The 15306-nt window shown below is 64.0% G+C and carries 13 protein-coding genes; 8 read left to right on the forward strand and 5 right to left on the reverse strand.

The window, feature by feature from the left end; genetic code table 11:
* The first annotated feature begins 7 nt into the window (after positions 1-7).
* Together fdh3B and IVB29_RS18275 are read left to right on the forward strand one after the other, a co-directional pair.
* Positions 8-610: a formate dehydrogenase FDH3 subunit beta gene (gene fdh3B, locus IVB29_RS18270; RefSeq protein ID WP_247504758.1), complete on the forward strand. Its 603-nt coding sequence runs from the start codon at positions 8-10 to the stop codon at positions 608-610.
* 62 nt (positions 611-672) lie between these two features.
* Positions 673-1671 (forward strand): formate dehydrogenase subunit gamma, encoded by a 999-nt coding sequence (locus IVB29_RS18275; RefSeq protein ID WP_247504759.1) that lies wholly within the window; start codon positions 673-675, stop codon positions 1669-1671.
* Positions 1672-1707: 36 nt separating this feature from the next.
* Here IVB29_RS18275 and IVB29_RS18280 read toward each other — a convergent pair whose 3' ends face one another.
* On the reverse strand, positions 1708-3693 hold the full coding sequence (locus IVB29_RS18280; RefSeq protein ID WP_247504760.1) for a 4Fe-4S binding protein: 1986 nt from the start codon (positions 3691-3693) through the stop codon (positions 1708-1710).
* A 178-nt stretch (positions 3694-3871) separates the two neighbouring features.
* Between IVB29_RS18280 and IVB29_RS18285 the strand changes: the two genes are divergently transcribed.
* The 5 genes from IVB29_RS18285 (at position 3872) to IVB29_RS18300 (ending at position 6093) form a co-directional block, all read left to right on the forward strand.
* On the forward strand, positions 3872-4333 hold the full coding sequence (locus IVB29_RS18285; RefSeq protein ID WP_247504761.1) for a DUF3305 domain-containing protein: 462 nt from the start codon (positions 3872-3874) through the stop codon (positions 4331-4333).
* A gap of 20 nt (positions 4334-4353) precedes the next feature.
* Entirely contained in the window at positions 4354-4986 is a 633-nt protein-coding gene (locus IVB29_RS18290; RefSeq protein ID WP_247504762.1) for a DUF3306 domain-containing protein, read from the forward strand.
* Between the two features lie 36 nt (positions 4987-5022).
* A complete protein-coding gene (locus IVB29_RS18295) occupies positions 5023-5634 on the forward strand; it encodes a molecular chaperone TorD family protein (protein ID WP_247504763.1) in 612 nt (203 codons plus the stop codon).
* A 65-nt stretch (positions 5635-5699) separates the two neighbouring features.
* Positions 5700-5825: a hypothetical protein gene (locus IVB29_RS38410; protein ID WP_256466893.1), complete on the forward strand. Its 126-nt coding sequence runs from the start codon at positions 5700-5702 to the stop codon at positions 5823-5825.
* A gap of 58 nt (positions 5826-5883) precedes the next feature.
* Positions 5884-6093 (forward strand): hypothetical protein, encoded by a 210-nt coding sequence (locus IVB29_RS18300; protein ID WP_247504764.1) that lies wholly within the window; start codon positions 5884-5886, stop codon positions 6091-6093.
* A gap of 40 nt (positions 6094-6133) precedes the next feature.
* Here the strand turns inward: IVB29_RS18300 and IVB29_RS18305 are convergent, their stop codons facing one another.
* The 3 genes from IVB29_RS18305 to IVB29_RS18315 all read right to left on the reverse strand — a co-directional run bounded on the left by IVB29_RS18305 (position 6134) and on the right by IVB29_RS18315 (position 12873).
* Positions 6134-8719, reverse strand: a complete 2586-nt coding sequence (locus IVB29_RS18305; protein ID WP_247504765.1) for an EAL domain-containing protein — start codon at positions 8717-8719, stop codon at positions 6134-6136.
* A gap of 157 nt (positions 8720-8876) precedes the next feature.
* The gene (locus tag IVB29_RS18310; protein ID WP_247504766.1) at positions 8877-10178 is read right to left on the reverse strand and encodes an MFS transporter; all 1302 of its coding nucleotides are present in this window, start codon (positions 10176-10178) and stop codon (positions 8877-8879) included.
* A gap of 265 nt (positions 10179-10443) precedes the next feature.
* Positions 10444-12873, reverse strand: coding sequence for an EAL domain-containing protein (locus IVB29_RS18315; RefSeq protein ID WP_247505133.1), 2430 nt, complete (start codon positions 12871-12873; stop codon positions 10444-10446).
* 280 nt (positions 12874-13153) lie between these two features.
* On the opposite strand from IVB29_RS18315, the gene IVB29_RS18320 reads away from it, so the two are divergent.
* Positions 13154-14320: an ABC transporter substrate-binding protein gene (locus tag IVB29_RS18320; protein WP_247504767.1), complete on the forward strand. Its 1167-nt coding sequence runs from the start codon at positions 13154-13156 to the stop codon at positions 14318-14320.
* On the opposite strand, the gene IVB29_RS18325 is transcribed toward IVB29_RS18320, so the two are convergent.
* Entirely contained in the window at positions 14317-15294 is a 978-nt protein-coding gene (locus tag IVB29_RS18325) for a hydroxyacid dehydrogenase (protein WP_247504768.1), read from the reverse strand. The genes IVB29_RS18320 and IVB29_RS18325 overlap by 4 nt on opposite strands.
* Positions 15295-15306: the final 12 nt, after the last annotated feature.

Raw genomic sequence — 15306 nt, forward strand, 5'->3', positions numbered from 1 at the left:
TAGACCCATGGCACGCATGAAATTCCTCTGTGATGCGGACCGTTGCATCGACTGCAATGCCTGCGTGACCGCCTGCAAGAACGAGAACGAGGTGCCCTGGGGCATCAATCGACGTCGCGTCGTCACCATCAATGATGGGAAGCCCGGCGAGCGGTCGGTGTCGATGGCCTGCATGCATTGTACCGATGCGCCCTGCGCGTCGGTGTGTCCGGTCAAATGCATCTATCCGACCGAGGACGGCATCGTCCTGCACGACAAGGATTTGTGCATCGGCTGCGGATATTGCTTCTACGCCTGTCCGTTCGGAGCGCCGCAATATCCCCAGGTCGGGAATTTCGGCTCGCGCGGCAAGATGGACAAGTGCACCTATTGTGCTGGCGGTGGCGGATCGGAGGCGCCGGGCAGTGCCGAGGAATATGCGAAGTACGGCTCGAATCGTTTCGGAGAAGGCAAGTTGCCGATGTGCGCCGAAATGTGCTCCACCAAGTCGCTGCTCGCAGGCGATGGCGACATCATCGCGCAACTCTACGAGGAACGCGTCGAGACGCGCGGCTACGGTTCCGGAGCCTGGGGCTGGACGACGGCCTATCACGAGGACGTCAAGAAATAACAGGACCTGCGCTTGCGGTCGATGAAAGCGCGACGATCAAGGACGAAGATTGGGTATCCGTCATGACGGCTTTCGTACGCATTCGCTTCGCAGCGCTTTTGTTGATGCTGTTCGGTCTCACGACAGCCTCGGTGCTCGCCCAGAAGCTCGGTCCCGATGGGGCACCCAATCCAACCGCCAGCGTGACCAATCAGAGGACGCTGCTGGAGCAAGCGCCGCTCATCCAGGGACGGATCGACATCCCCGATGTCAAGGCAAGCGTGTTGATGCAGCCGATGGGACGGACCTGGGATTATTTCCACGAGGTGCTGCTGCATTGGGGGGCCGCGCTGGTGATCGTCGGCATGCTTGCAGTGCTCGCGCTCGCCTATCTGATCATGGGCCGGCTTCGTATCGAGGCGGGACGCTCCGGCCAGACGATCGTCCGCTTCAAGGCTTTTGAGCGGTTTTCTCACTGGCTGACGGCCGTCTCTTTTGTACTCCTCGGATTGACCGGCCTGAACATTACCTTCGGCAAGGTCCTGCTGCGGCCGCTGGTCGGCCCGGATCTGTTCTCCGACATCTCCCAGTTCGCGAAGTACGTGCACAATTTTACGAGCTTCGCCTTCGTGGCGGGCCTTGTCCTGATCACGGTACTTTTCTTCAGGGACAATCTCTTCAAGAGAGTCGATATTGACTGGGTCAAGCAGGGCGGCGGCTTCATCAAGTCGAAGCATGCGCCGGCAGGACGCTTCAATCTCGGTGAGAAAATGGTCTATTGGCTGTCGGTCGCAGCCGGCCTCCTCGTATCCGCATCAGGGTTCGTGCTGCTGTTTCCCTTCTACGGCACTGACATCGCGGACATGCAGGTCGCTCAGGTCGCTCACGCCGTGATCGCAATCCTTTTCATCGCATTGATCCTGGGACACATCTATATCGGCACGCTCGGCATGGAAGGCGCGTTCGAAGCCATGGGAACGGGCGAGGTCGACATCAATTGGGCGAGAGAGCATCACGACCGCTGGCTTGCCGAAAAGCTCGAAGCGGAAGGCCGGCAAGCCTCGGCGACACCGGCAGAGTAGAGCGATGCCGCGCAGGCTGCCCCCGAACCGGATAGTTCAGCTGGAGCGGCTGTCCGGATCTTGTTGCGCCTCCCGGTCACGCAAATAATCGTCGGTGGTGCGGACGGTCGGGCCCGGCGCACCATAGGATTCAAAACCTTGTTCGGCGACGAAGCTCACCCGGCAGTCGCCGCACATCTTGATTGCGTCGAGCCTCTGCGCCGACCCCGAATACATCCAGTGCTGGCCTTCGAGCTTCGCGACGACGCGCTCGATGCTGCTCTTGACGCCGAACGGCTTGCTGCAGCGGATGCAGCAGAACGGCTCCTCTTCCTTGAGAACCCGGGTTGGCGCCCGGCTCGCGCGGAAGTCGATTTGCGGGACCAGCGTGATGACCTTCTCCGGACACGTCGTCCGGCACAGACCGCACTGAACGCAGGAATCTTCGACAAAACGCAATGCCGGACGCTCGGGGTCGTCGCGCAAGGCACTCGTCGGACAGACCGACACGCAGGACAGGCAAAGTGTGCAGCCCGCGGTATCGACCTCGACGGCGCCGAACGGCGCCCCGTCCGGCAACGGAATGACATCGACGGGTGCAGGTGCTGCGCGGTGCAGTTCGGCCAGCGCAAAACGAAGCACATCGCGCTTGCCGCCCACCGGGCGGAAGCTCGCGGGGCGCGGAGCCGGTGCGGCGGTGGGCGCCGTGCGCAACGCCTCGATCAGGTGGTCGGGATCGTCGGTCTTTATCGCCGAAAGCCGGTCCGGGCCGAAGCCAAGGCCGGTCAAAATCGGATCGGCCAACGCGATCGTCCGCATCAACCCGGAGACGTCATGGCGCAGCTTGGCCCGGAGCAGGAAGCAAACCGCCGACACGCCATACGCAAAAGCTGCAATGACGCTCTCCAGCCCGACCTGCGTGACTTCGTTGACGGCAAACGGCAACACGTTCGCGGGCAAGCCGTCGCCGAACCGCGCCAGCGCATCGATCAGCGGCGCGCCGTGACTTTCGTCATGAACGAGGACAACAGCCCGCTCGCCGCCCGCCTGACGATATGCGAGCAGCATGGCTCGCAGCTTTCTGACCAACGCATCTTCCGGCGGCAGGGCATAGGACGCCGCACCCGTGGGACAAGCCGTCGCGCATTGACCGCAGCCCGCGCAGATGTCGGCATCGATTGCCACATGGTTGCCCGCGGGCGTGATCGCGCCGGCAGGACAGGAGTCGAGGCAGCGAGTGCAGCCGGTTTGCTTCGAGCGCGAATGGGCGCAAAGCCCGGCATCAAAGGTGATGTAACGTGGCTTCTCGAAAGTCCCGACGAGATCGCGTGCTTTCAGCACGGCCTGGAGAATAGCTGCGGGATGACCGGGATCAGCACGCAGATAACCGTCGCGCAGGTCGGCGGGGATCAGCGCAGGCCCGCCGGTCAAGTCGAGGACGATGTCGCAGGTCGATCGAGCGTTGTTGCGCGATGGGCCAAACGTCAGGGCGCGACGCGAGGACGGCGCCGCTTCGGCAAACTCGTCGACCACCAATTCGAACGCGCCCAGATGTCCTTTGACACTCGTTATCCGACCTTTGGCGATCGGAAAGTCGGCGCTGCGCGGCGTCGCCAGCGCGGCTGGCGGCGCAATCAGCACGGTGACGTCGAGATGCTCCTTCAGCAAATCGCCAGCCTGAATGACAGCCTCATCGCGGCCGTAGATCAGGATGATTCCGCTGCTCTCCAGCTGGATCATTGGCGCGGGTGCGGCGACTTCAGTCGCGGCGGCCAGCAACGCGGCCATCTTCGGCCCCGCGCGGTCGGCGTCGCTGGACCATCCGGCGGTCTCGCGAATATTGGCAAACTGTATCGAATTCGCACGATTATTTTCGGCTGCAACCTCTGAAAAGAGCGCCGCCTGCTGCGTGCAGGCCACAGTGAGCGGCCCCTCTTCGGCCACGACAGCCTCGAACAGACCAAGCTCCGCACCGCAGAGTTGCGTCGCGGCCGTCGCTTTGCCGCGGCAGCCGCGCTGGATCGCGCCGGCGTCGAGCGGCATCGTCCCTTCGCATGAGCAGATCAGGAGGCGCCGGCTGGTTTCAGGTACGACGGTCACGATATCCCGCGGCTCCCAAATAGAGCGGCCACCTACTGGCCGGACTATCCTCAGAGTATATACTCCGCATGCCGCAAAAGGCGACCTGTATCGGAGACCGCACTTCGATGGAGACGGGAAATTGATATCGACAAGTCTTGCACGCATTGCTGTCAGTGTCGCAGTCGAACGGCGCAAAGCGAAGAGCGTGTGGGCCGATTTTCTGTGGCGCCCCGTGTCGGTCTTTGCGGGAGAACCGTCTGCAACGCCGTGGACTCCGATTGGCGGCGAAGGCGACGTCACGTTGTTCTATGCAGGCGACGCCGTGATCGAGCTGCACCGTACTGAGACCATCAACTATCGCGAAAATCTGACATCAGGCTCGCCAAAATTATGGGTTAATTTGCGTCCCACCGGCTCCGAACCGCCTTATGAACTGCTCGCTGTCACGGCCGATCCGGCCGAGGGCGAGGCGTTTACCGACGCGGGCAGTAACCTGATTGAAGCAGTACCGATGCCGATTGGCATCTCCGAAATCATCAGCCGTTTCATTGCCGAGCACCATGTCGAACGGCCATTCATCAAACGGCAACGCAACCGTTAGCAAAGGCATGAGAGAGATCAGTGTCAGAGAGTAACGTCTTCGTTCGCTGGGCGCGGCTCAAGCAAGCTTCGAGAAGCCTGGACGCTGAACCTGCTCCGACCGACGGTGAGCAAGCTGCTGAGCCGTCCGCAGCGAACGGCGAGACTGACCGGCCATTCGATCTCGCCAGCTTGCCGTCGATCGAATCTATCACCGCTCAGACCGACATTGCTGCGTTCCTGCAGACGGGCGTTCCGGCCGAATTGAAGCGCCTGGCATTGCGCCGAGCCTGGGCGACCGATCCTGCGATCCGCGACTTCATCGGAATCGCGGAGAACCAGTGGGATTTCAACGATCCCAACGCAATTCCGGGATTTGGCCCGCTCGATCCGGCAGACAACGTCGCCGATTTCCTCGCGCAGATGTCAAAGGGGCTGGAGCAGGTGCGCGACGCACTTGCAGACGTGCCGTTGCCGGCAGAGCCGATTTCGCAAGGACGGCCCGATGCGGAACCGTCTATTCCCGACCCGACATTGGCGGTTCAATCGCTGCCCAATGATGCCACGGCTCGGCCGGACCATGACCGCAATCAGCTCATGCAGCCCGACGGCCCTGCCGCCGAAGTGCCGCCCTCCCGGCGAACACGACGTCATGGCAGCGCGTTGCCACGCTAACAACCGGCCAGATTTTATGTCTTGCGCGATCGAACGATGATGGATCAAGCCTCGAGGATCGCTTCAGTGCGTACTGTCGATGAATTCGACCGCGCCCGGGCGCAGGAATACGCGCTGTTGGCAACTTTGCTGACGCGCAGCCCGGACGCGCATCTGCTGAGCCGCATCTCCGGATTGCGCGGCGATGCGAGCCCAATGGGCATGGCGCACATTGCGCTGGCGGATGCAGCGCGCCGGACAAACGAGCAAGCCGCGTCACGCGAGTTCTTCGCCCTCTTTGCAGGATTGGGCAACGGGGCATTGCTGCCTTATGCGTCACACTATTTGTCGGAAACCCTGTATGGCCGCCCGCTCGCGCGGTTGAGGGAAACTCTGGAGGGTCTCGGCCTCCAAAAGGCTCCGGACCGTACGGAGCCCGAAGATCACGCGGGATTTCTCTGCGAGATCATGTCAGGCTTGGCCGGCGGGAGCATTCCAGCGTCAGCGGACGCCGAGAGGATATTTTTTGAAGAGCATGTCTCACGCTGGATGGGACGGTTTTTCGCTGATCTCGAGCGGGCAGGTTCCGCTGACTTCTATGCGGCCGTTGGCGCGGCCGGACGAACGCTTATCGATATTGAGGTGAAGGCTTTCGCGCTTCCGACCTGAACACGTTGTTTTGTACGAGAGTTGCAAAAATCAGATGCTACGTTGCGGATGCAGGGATCAACAACATGCGCGCTTTTACAATTGCCTGTCTCTTCGCCGCCATCGTCGGGCTCGGCGCCGCCGCTATCCTTGAGAGTTTCGTGCAGGAATCCGCTACTACGGCGTTTGCCGAGCCGAGTGCCCGCGTTTAGCGGCAGCGTTGTTTATTAAGCTTTTTGTTCTCCACATAGGCGAAGTCGGAGATTTTTCATGACCCGGTTCCTGGTCGCTTCTTTCGTCGTTCTGACACTGATCATCGCTGCCGCCACGATCTTCAGGGGGCAGCCTCGCGCGGTCGAACTCTCCACTGCGGCGATGCCGTCCCTGGTCGAGCTGCATACCATGGCGGGCGTGCATCGGCTTCCGGACCAGGATATTGATGATCAATCGCTGATTTTCCCTGCAAAGACCAAGCAATGACCTCCAGATTGGTTGCAGTGTAACCGGCCCGGTCGCTTATCTACGCCGAGCGCTTAACCGCAAGTTTATCAACCGCCGCAAGATCCAGCCGACCCAGCATCGCCCGCGCCTGCTCGGCGCAGTGCTCGATCAGCCAGCGCTCGAAGGCGACCGGCGGCAGCGCGGGGGCGTAGAGGAAGCCCTGGACGACGTCGCAGCCGAGCTCGGACAGCACCTTGCGCTGCCCCTCGGTCTCGACGCCTTCGCCGACGACGGTCATGCCGAGACCCTGGCCGACGCGCACCACGGCGGTGGCGATTGCGAGGGCGCCCGCATCCTTCTCGATATCGCGCATAAAACTGCGGTCGATCTTCAGTTCGCGGATCGGCAGATGCGCGAGGCGGCTGAGGCTGGAATAGCCGGTGCCGAAATCGTCCACCGAGAGCCCGACGCCGAGCTCGCGGATCGCGTTCATGGTCTCGAGCGCGGCGACGCTGTCCTGCATGAACGCGCCTTCGGTGATCTCGAGCATCAGGGCATCCGACGGCAATTCGTATTCGGCAAGGATGTCCTTGAGCCGCGCGGCCAGCGTGACATTGCGGAAATTGATCGGCGACAAATTCACCGACACGCTGGGGATGTTGAGCCCGGCGCGGCGCCAGCTGGCCATCTGCCGGCAGGCCTCGCGCACCGACCACAGGCCGATCTGCTCGATCAGGCCGCACTCTTCGGCGAGCGGAATGAATTTTGCCGGCGAGACATCGCCGAGCAGGGCATCGTGCCAGCGCGCCAGCGCCTCGACGCCGTGAATGGCGCCGTCGCAGCTGCGGACCTGCGGCTGGTAGCTCAGCGTCAGCGCGCCCTCCGCGATGGCCTTGCGCAGCGCCGCAATCAGCGCCAGCCGCTGCTCGGCGAGCCCGTTCATCTCGGCGCTGAACAGGCGATAGGTCGAACGTCCGGCCTGCTTGGCCATGTACATGGCGGAGTCGGCCTGCTGCATCAGCGTGTCGATGTCGGTGGCGTGATCGGGATAGAGGCTGATGCCGATGCTGGCCGACATCGGCATCAGTTTTGATCCGAGCCGCAACGGCGCGGACAGCGCCTCCGTGATTCCGGCCGCGACGCGCTCGGCGCCCTCGGCGGTGCGTTGCGGCAGCAGGATGACGAATTCGTCGCCGCCGAGCCGCCCCAGCATGTCCTCGGGACCGATGTGTTCGCGCAGGCGCTGCGCGAGCTGGATCAGCAGCTCGTCGCCGGCGGCGTGTCCGAGCGTGTCGTTGACGTCCTTGAAATGATCGACGTCGAGGAAAGCGAGCGCGACGTGGCTGCCGGTCGGGCAGGCGTCGATCGCGGTGGTGATCAGGTGCCGCAGCTGCGCGCGGTTCGGCAGGCCGGTGAGGATGTCGTGATAGGCGAGTCGCGCGATCTCGGCGCGCGCTTCCTTGCGCTCGATCGCAAAGGCGCCGAGGCCGACACAGGCCTCGACAATGCGGCGGTGCCAATTGCTCGGCGCGCGCGGCTCACGGAAATAGAAGGCGAAGGTGGCGATGACCCGGCCGTCCTTGGACTTGATCGGCGTTGACCAGCAGGCACGCAGGCCCACTTCGAGCGGCATCGCCTTGTAGGGCTGCCAGCGCGGATCGGTGTCGAGATCTTCGGCCAGCACCGGCTCGCCGTAGAAGGCGGCCGTGCCGCAGGAGCCCACGTTGGGGCCGATCGCGATGCCGTCGAGCGCGCGGGAATAGTCCTCGGGCAGGCTCGGGCCGCCGAGCGGATGGATCAGGCCGGCGGCATCGACGTGAAGCAGCGAGCAGACCACGTCAGGTGCGATCTCCTCGACCCGGCGACACAGCCTGTCGGCGATGTCGGTGATCGGGACTTCGTCGGCGAGCGCGCTCATGATCAGCTGCTGGAGCGAGCGCAGCTGCTTGGTCTCGGTGATGTCCTCGAGCAGCGCGAAGATGTGCCTGACCCGGCCCTTCTTGTCGCGGAAGGCGTCGATCCGGGCGCACACCCAGATCTCCTCGCCGTCCTTGTTGTAGACGAGTGTCTCGATTTCGCCGCGCCGGCCGCCAGTCATCAGGCGCTTGACGAGTTTTGCGATGGCCTTGCGATCGGTGTGGCAGCCGGCGATGAGCTCGCCGGCGTGGCGTCCCTCGGCCTCCTCGCTGGTATGGCCGAACAGCGCCGTGAACGCCGAATTGACATAGACGATGTTCTGTTCGATGTCGGTGATGATGACCGCGCGGTTGGTCTGATCGGAAACGGCGTGGAGCAGCCCGATCCTGGCGCGACGCTCCGCATCGATGGTGACGTCGCGCGCGAACACGATGTGATGGGTCGCGCCGCCGACGGTCGCTGACGACATCGCGACCTGCGCCTTGATGCGGCTGCCGTCGCGCCGCACGAGGCTGATCTCCTCGCGGAAGTCGGCAACGGGACCTGCCTTGAGGAACCTGAGTGTGAGAATGTCGGCATCGCGGCCGAGTACATCAGCGCGGGCAAGCTTCCAGATCCGCTCCGCGGCGGCATTGAAATGCGTGATGCGATGCGCGTCATCGACGATAACGATCGCATCGTCGGCGCATGCGAGCGCGGCGCGCAGCACGTCCGGCAGTTCGGTCACTGGGCAATCGGAGACAGGCATCGTTGGACCCGGCAGCATCGGGAAGAAGAGGCAATCGGCCCGAAGCTAACGCTCCGATGGTGTCCAAGACGTTTTTGCAATCCCGCCGCGTTTGGCCAAGACGCGACATGCTTAACATCTCGCGAAAGCTGCAAAGGTAATCCGGTGCGTGCGGAACTTATTTCGCGACGGTTCCAGGATTGAGCATGTGCAGCCGGCCGGCCACGGCCCGCACCTTGCGTGGAGCGGCCTGCCAGACCGAGAGCGCCGATACTCCGCTCACGACGATGGCGATGGCGAAGGCGAGCGTGTAATCCCCGCTGCGATCATAGAGGAAGCCGGTGAGCCAGGGACCCGCCGCGCCGCCAGCCAATGCCGCCAGCATGATCATGCCGAAAATGCTGCCCTGATGCTTGCCCTGGAAAATCTCGAACACCACCGCGCCCATGATCGAGGTGAGGCCGTAGCCGAGCGCGCCTTGCGCGAACACCACGACGTAAACGAGCCACGGCGACGGCTCGAATTTCAGCGCGATCAGCGCCGCAAAGCAGATCGCAAAGCCTGCGCAGCTGATCGCCCACACCCACTCCCGCCCGATCCGGTCGGAGACATGGCCGAGCAGGATCTGGCCGGGAATGCCGAGCAGGCTGACGGTGCCAAGCGCCCACACCGCAACGTTCGCACTGAAGCCGATGTCGAGCAGGAATTTTGTCTGATGCACCTGTACGGCGTACCAGATGTACAGGCCGCAGAAATAGCCGAGCGCGATCCACCAGAACCGCGTAGTCGCGACCGCACGCTTCAGTGTCCAGTCGGTATTGACCCAGACGGGATCGACGACGTTGGAGACTGATTTTGCGGCACCAGTGGCAGGCGCGGCATCGCCGTCCGGCTGAAGGCCGATATCCTCCGGACGCTTGTGCAGGAACAAATTGATCGGCGCCAGCACGATCAGGATGAGCAGGCCCATCGCGGTGCAGGCGGTGCGCCAGCCGGTCTGCTCGATCATGTGCTGCACCCAGGGCAGCAGCGTCACCGAGCCGATGCCGACACCGGCAAAGGCGATGCCGATGGCGAAGCCACGGCTGCGGATGAACCAGTTCGGCAGGAACAGCGACTGGCCGGAATAGCCGAGACAGACGCTGCCGGCGCCAACCATGACGCCGATGGTGACGTAGAGATGCCAGGGTTGGCTGGTCAGCGGGGCGAGCAGCAGCCCGCCGCCCATCAGCACGACGCCGAGCTCCATCACCGCGCGGGGACCGGCGCGATCCATCAGACGGCCGATCAGCGGACTGACCACGCCCGACACCACGAAACCGAACGAGAACGCACCCGCGGTGACGCCGCGCTCCCAGCCGAATTCGGAGATGATCGGCGGAAAGAACAATGAGAAGGCGGTGCGGGCGTTGACGCCGATGGCCATGGTGACGAAGGTCACGGCGACCACGACCCAGCCGTAGAAGAACGGAAGTCGCATGATGTGCTTGTTTCATCCCTAGATGGTCCTACCGACCATCCGGGAATGCCTGGGTCAAGCTATTTTCGCGTTTGGCCCCTGAGCAGCAGCGCAATCTCATGGGGAGCGGTCTTCCTGCCGCCGATCCTTCGAGACGCCCGCTTTAGGCGGGCTCCTCAGGATGAGGACGGAGCGCGCGGCAGCAGTGTCAACAGGCACGGATGCCGCTTAGCCTCATCCTGAGGAGACCGCGAAGCGCATCGTCTCGAAGGACGAGGCTAAGGGCTCAGGCCGCGTCGCGCTGCGACGGCTGAACGGGCGCGTCGAACGCGATCTGGTCGACCGGCTGCGGGCGTCCGAACAGATAGCCTTGCGCAAAATTGACGCCGAGCGCCGTCAGCCGCTCGAACTCCTCAGCTGTCTCGACGCCCTCGGCGGTGACCGACATGTCCAGCCCGCGCGCCAGCGTCACGATCGAGGCGATGATGGCGGAGCTGCGCGGCTGATGCGTGAGGTTGCGGATGAACGACTTATCGATCTTGATCTTGTCGAACGGAAACGTGGTCAGATAGCTCAGCGACGAATAGCCGGTGCCGAAATCGTCGAGTGCAAGCTCGATGCCGAGATGCTTCAGCCGTTCCATGAAGGCGAGGTTCTCGACCCCGCGCTCCAGCAGCACCGATTCCGTGATCTCGATCTCCAGCCGCTGCGGCGGCAGGCCGGAATCCGTGAGCGCCGCGCAGATCATCTGGAACAGCTCGGCCTCCTTGAACTGGATCGGCGACAGGTTCACGGCGACCGCGAGGCCCGCAGGCCATCCGGCCGCGTCCGCGCAGGCGCGCCGCAGCACGAACTCGCCGAGCGGAACGATCAACCCGGTCTCCTCCGCAAGCGGAATGAACTGGTCCGGCGCAATCAATCCGCGCGTCGGATGCCGCCAGCGCACCAGCGCCTCGAAGCCGCGCCGCTCGCTGCCGTGGGCATCGACGAACGGCTGGTAGTGGACCTCGAGCTGGCAGCGCGCGATGGCGTCGCGCAGATCGCCTTCGAGCGTGCTGCGCGCCTCGAGCTCTGCCGACATCGCCTCGTCGTAGATGGTGAAGCAGTTGCGGCCGGCTGATTTCGAGCGGTAGAGCGCGAGGTCGGCCTTCTTGAGCAATTGCTCCTGGTCGCTGCCATGATCCGGCGCGATCGCGATGCCGATGCTGGTGCCGATCTCGACGCGATGTCCGGGCAGCAGGAACGGCTCGGCTACGAGCTTGGCGATCCGTCCCGCCAGCTCGGTCGAGCAGGCGCGCTGGTCCTCGCAAGCTTCCTGGATGATGGCGAACTCGTCGCCGCCGAGCCGCGCCAGCACGTCGCTTGCACGCAGCGCGGATCTCAGCCGCTGCGCCACCTGGCGCAACAGCACGTCGCCGGCGCCGTGACCGAGCGAATCGTTGACGTTCTTGAAGCGGTCGAGGTCGAGCATCAGGATCGAGAAGGTCGAACCGGAATCGCCCAGCAGGCCATTGAGCTCGTCGAGCCGGGCCAGGAAGAAGGCACGGTTCGGCAAGCCGGTCAGGATGTCGGTCTGGGCGAGCTCGAGCACCCGGCGGTTCGCCAGCGACAACCGCCGTGAATTGCGGCTTGCGAGCACCAGATAGATCGACAGCGACAGCGTGAGCAGCATGCCGACGATGAGAACCGCGGCCGCGCGGTCGTAGGCCGTCTCCAGCGCGCCACCGGCGGTCGGAATGGCGCGCACCTGCCATTCAGTGTCGCCGATCTTGAGACCGCCCGACCAGTGCACGCCCCGGGCAACGTCACGCATCGACTGCGGCGCCGTGGCTGCCGACGAAAAATCCGGCAGCATCTCCTCGAGACTGCCGATCTGCCCCGTGAAGGGCGGATAGACATTCACACTGACCGCGGGGCTTGCCCCGGTGGTCACGCGAATGGCCTGGATCAGCAGCGGCAGGTCGAAGACACCAACGACGAAGCCGGCGAGGTTGCGGCGCCGGTCCGCCACCGTCTCGCGCGACGTCCCCTTGGCATAGACGGGAATGGTGACGAGGATGTCGGGCAGCCGGCCGCCTTCCTTCGGTTCGTAGAGGCGTGTGCGAATGGACGCGACGCGGTCGTTGTCGCGCGCGCGCTCCAGCGCCGCGCGACGTTCCGGGATGGTCGCGTAATCCATGCCGTAGACCGACGAGGTCTTCGGCTGGGTCGAATAGAACACCGGGAAATATTCGTCACCCTGCGGCGCGACCGCGAAGGCATCGCCCTGAAGCGACTTGATGCGATAGCCCGATACGCCGTCCGTGATCGCGGCGGCCTCGTATTCGGCGCGCTCCTTGCGGTTCACGCGCGGCAGCCAGGCGATGCGCAACATGCCGGGATGGCGCTCGAACAGGCGGGCGCTGAAGGTCTCGAATTCGCTACGGGTGATTTCCTCGTTGGTCGATTCGAACAGCGTCCGCAGTGCGACCAGCCTGGAGATGTACTCGCCCATGCCGTACTGCATGACGATCGCTTCGGTCTCGGCCGCGTTCTCGAACTCGATCCTGTTGACGCGATCTTCCCATCGCGCGACCGCAGCGGCGCCCACGATCGAGAACAGAAGGCCGACGCCGATCGCGACCAGCGCAGGGCGATACAGCCCGAGCAGCGGCGCGGCGCGCCACCATCCGGTCTTCCGCTCCCGATCCTGATCGTTCTGATCGCGACCGCCCATCTTGATCCGCACGTCCCCCTCGTCGGCCCACTTCTGGTTGAGCCACCGGAACCGCTATCGGACCAGGATCGGAGTTAAGAAGCGCACAATTTCAGGTCGCGGGTGTTCCGCATTGCGCGATTTAGTTAATGATTGCCCCTGCAAATCGCGCCAATCTGGAAATAGATTGCCGATTTTTCCCGGAATCTTACGGACCATTGGTGCGGCGCGCCTTAGCGACCTGTTCAGCCCGCAGAACTATCGTTTCCGCGAACCCGTTCTGTATCCGGCAAGCATCCTCATGAGACGATTGCGATCTGCGACATGCCTCGCCTTGACCATCGCATTGCTGGCAGCGAGCCTGCTGCCTGCGAGGGGCGACGAGGCCGGCGTCAGTGACGATGCGATCCTGTTCGGCCAGGCAGCTGTGCTCGAAGGTCCCTCCTCCGCACTCGGGCAGCGGATGCGGCAAGGCATCGTCGCGGCGTTCACCGAGATCAACGACAAGGGCGGCGTCCACGGCCGCAAGCTCCAGCTCATCAGCCGCGACGACGGCTACGATCCCGATCGTTCGGTGGCGCAGACGCTGCGGCTGATCGAGGAGGACAAGGTGTTCGCGCTGATCGGCGCGGTGGGCACGCCGACCGCGATGGCGACGATCCCGATCACCAGCGTCCGCAACGTTCCCTTCATCGGCCCGTTCAGCGGCGCCGAATTCCTGCGCGACCTCGAGCTCGCCAATGTCGTCAACATCCGTGCGAGCTACGGCGCCGAGGCCGAGGCCTGGGTCAAGCACCTCACCGAGGATCGCAAGTTCACCCGCATCGGCATCTTCTATCAGGACGATTCCTTCGGCCGCGACGGTCTTGCCGGCGTGAAGCGCGCGCTGGCCAAGCGCGGCCTCGAACTTGCCGCCGAAGGCACCTTCGAGCGCAACACCCGCGCCGTCGCCTCGGCCTGGCGGATGATCAAGCGCGCCGAAGCGGAGGCCATCGTCATGGTCGGGACCTACGGGCCCTGCGCCGAGTTCATCAAGCTCGCGCACCGCAGCGGCGCCTATCCGACCTTCGTCAACATCTCCTTCGTCGGCGCCAACGCGCTCGCCAAGGAGCTCGGTCCCGACGGTGAGGGCGTCATCGTCTCGCAGGTGGTGCCGTTTCCCTGGGATCGCTCGCTCAAACTCGTCGCCGACTATCAGGCCGCGCAAAGGGCGTTCGACCCGACGCTGACACCGGACTTCGTGTCGCTCGAAGGCTATCTCTCCGGCCGCCTCGCGGCCGCGGCGCTGGAAAAGGCCGGACCGCAGCCGACGCGCGCGAGCCTCTTGCGCGCCATCAACGATGTCGGCCGTTTCAACATCAGCGGCAGCATCGTCACCGTCGGCATCCGCGCGATCGACACACCGCCAAAAGTGTTCTTGACGGTGATCCAGAAGGACGGGACGTTCAGGGCGGTGGATAAGCTTTAGGGCCGCCTTGTCCAGCGGTCGGCGTTGACGGCGCCTTGCGGGGCTTCGCCTTTGACGATCGCTTCGACCTGCCGCACGGTTTCCAGCGACTGGTATTCGATCGCCTGCGGCGTCAGGCCGCCAACATGCGGCGTGGCGACGACGTTCGCAAGCCTCGCCAGTTCGGGCGCCGGCATCTGGTCGGGTGCGCGGCCGACATCCATCGCGGCACCCGCGATACGGCCTTCAAGCAGCGCCCTGCCGAGCGCGGCCTCATCGACGAGATTGCCGCGCGAGAGATTGATGAAGACGGCGTGCGTCTGCATGCGCGCCAACGCCGCCTCGCCGATCAGATTTTCGGTCTGCTCGTTGGCGACTGCGAGGCAAACGACATAGTCACAGGTAGAGAGAAGCTCGTCGAGACTGACCTGCCGGATGGCACTGTCGCTGACATCAGCAAAGGGGTCTGCGACCAGCACCTCCATCCGCATCACCTTTGCGATCTCGGCGAGGTAACGCCCGATGCTGCCATAACCGATGATGCCGACCTTGCTGCCGGCGAGCTGGCGGCCCATTCGCGCTTCGACCTTGCGGCCGGCGTGATAGTCAGCGGTCGTCCGCGACACACCGCGGGAGAGATCGACCATGTAGCCGACCGCGAGCTCGGCCACCGCCTGCACGAAGCCGGGACCGGCGCGGGTCACCAGCACGCCGGCTTGCGAGGCCGCTTCCACATTGACGTTGCGGATGTCGACGGCACAGCGGACGAAGGCACGCAAGCGCGGCAGTTGACCGAAGATCTCGCCGCGCCCCTCGGTCATGCGGTCGGCGACGATGATGTCGGCATCCTTCGCCGCGCGGACGAGGCCGGCGGCGTCGAGCGTATCGTCGCTCTCGTGCAGGATCACCTCCGCCGTCGCCCGAAGACCGTTGAGGCTGCGATCGCCGTAGTAATTGCGACGCATCTCCGGCGTGTGCGCGAGCAGGACCTTCACGGCAAAACTCCT

Origin of the sequence: Bradyrhizobium sp. 1 (genome assembly GCF_023073315.1) — a bacterium.
In the GTDB taxonomy this organism is placed as follows: Bacteria; Pseudomonadota; Alphaproteobacteria; order Rhizobiales; family Xanthobacteraceae; genus Bradyrhizobium.

Bases quoted from the DNA above. Each gene is read 5' to 3' on its own strand.
- fdh3B (WP_247504758.1), top strand. From the start codon at position 8: ATGGCACGCATGAAATTCCTCTGTGATGCGGACCGTTGCATCGACTGC.
- IVB29_RS18275 (WP_247504759.1), top strand. From the start codon at position 673: ATGACGGCTTTCGTACGCATTCGCTTCGCAGCGCTTTTGTTGATGCTG.
- IVB29_RS18280 (WP_247504760.1), bottom strand. From the start codon at position 3,693: ATGCCGCTCGACGCCGGCGCGATCCAGCGCGGCTGCCGCGGCAAAGCG.
- IVB29_RS18295 (WP_247504763.1), top strand. From the start codon at position 5,023: ATGATGGATCAAGCCTCGAGGATCGCTTCAGTGCGTACTGTCGATGAA.
- IVB29_RS38410 (WP_256466893.1), top strand. From the start codon at position 5,700: ATGCGCGCTTTTACAATTGCCTGTCTCTTCGCCGCCATCGTCGGGCTC.
- IVB29_RS18300 (WP_247504764.1), top strand. From the start codon at position 5,884: ATGACCCGGTTCCTGGTCGCTTCTTTCGTCGTTCTGACACTGATCATC.
- IVB29_RS18305 (WP_247504765.1), bottom strand. From the start codon at position 8,719: ATGCCTGTCTCCGATTGCCCAGTGACCGAACTGCCGGACGTGCTGCGC.
- IVB29_RS18310 (WP_247504766.1), bottom strand. From the start codon at position 10,178: ATGCGACTTCCGTTCTTCTACGGCTGGGTCGTGGTCGCCGTGACCTTC.
- IVB29_RS18315 (WP_247505133.1), bottom strand. From the start codon at position 12,873: ATGGGCGGTCGCGATCAGAACGATCAGGATCGGGAGCGGAAGACCGGA.
- IVB29_RS18320 (WP_247504767.1), top strand. From the start codon at position 13,154: ATGAGACGATTGCGATCTGCGACATGCCTCGCCTTGACCATCGCATTG.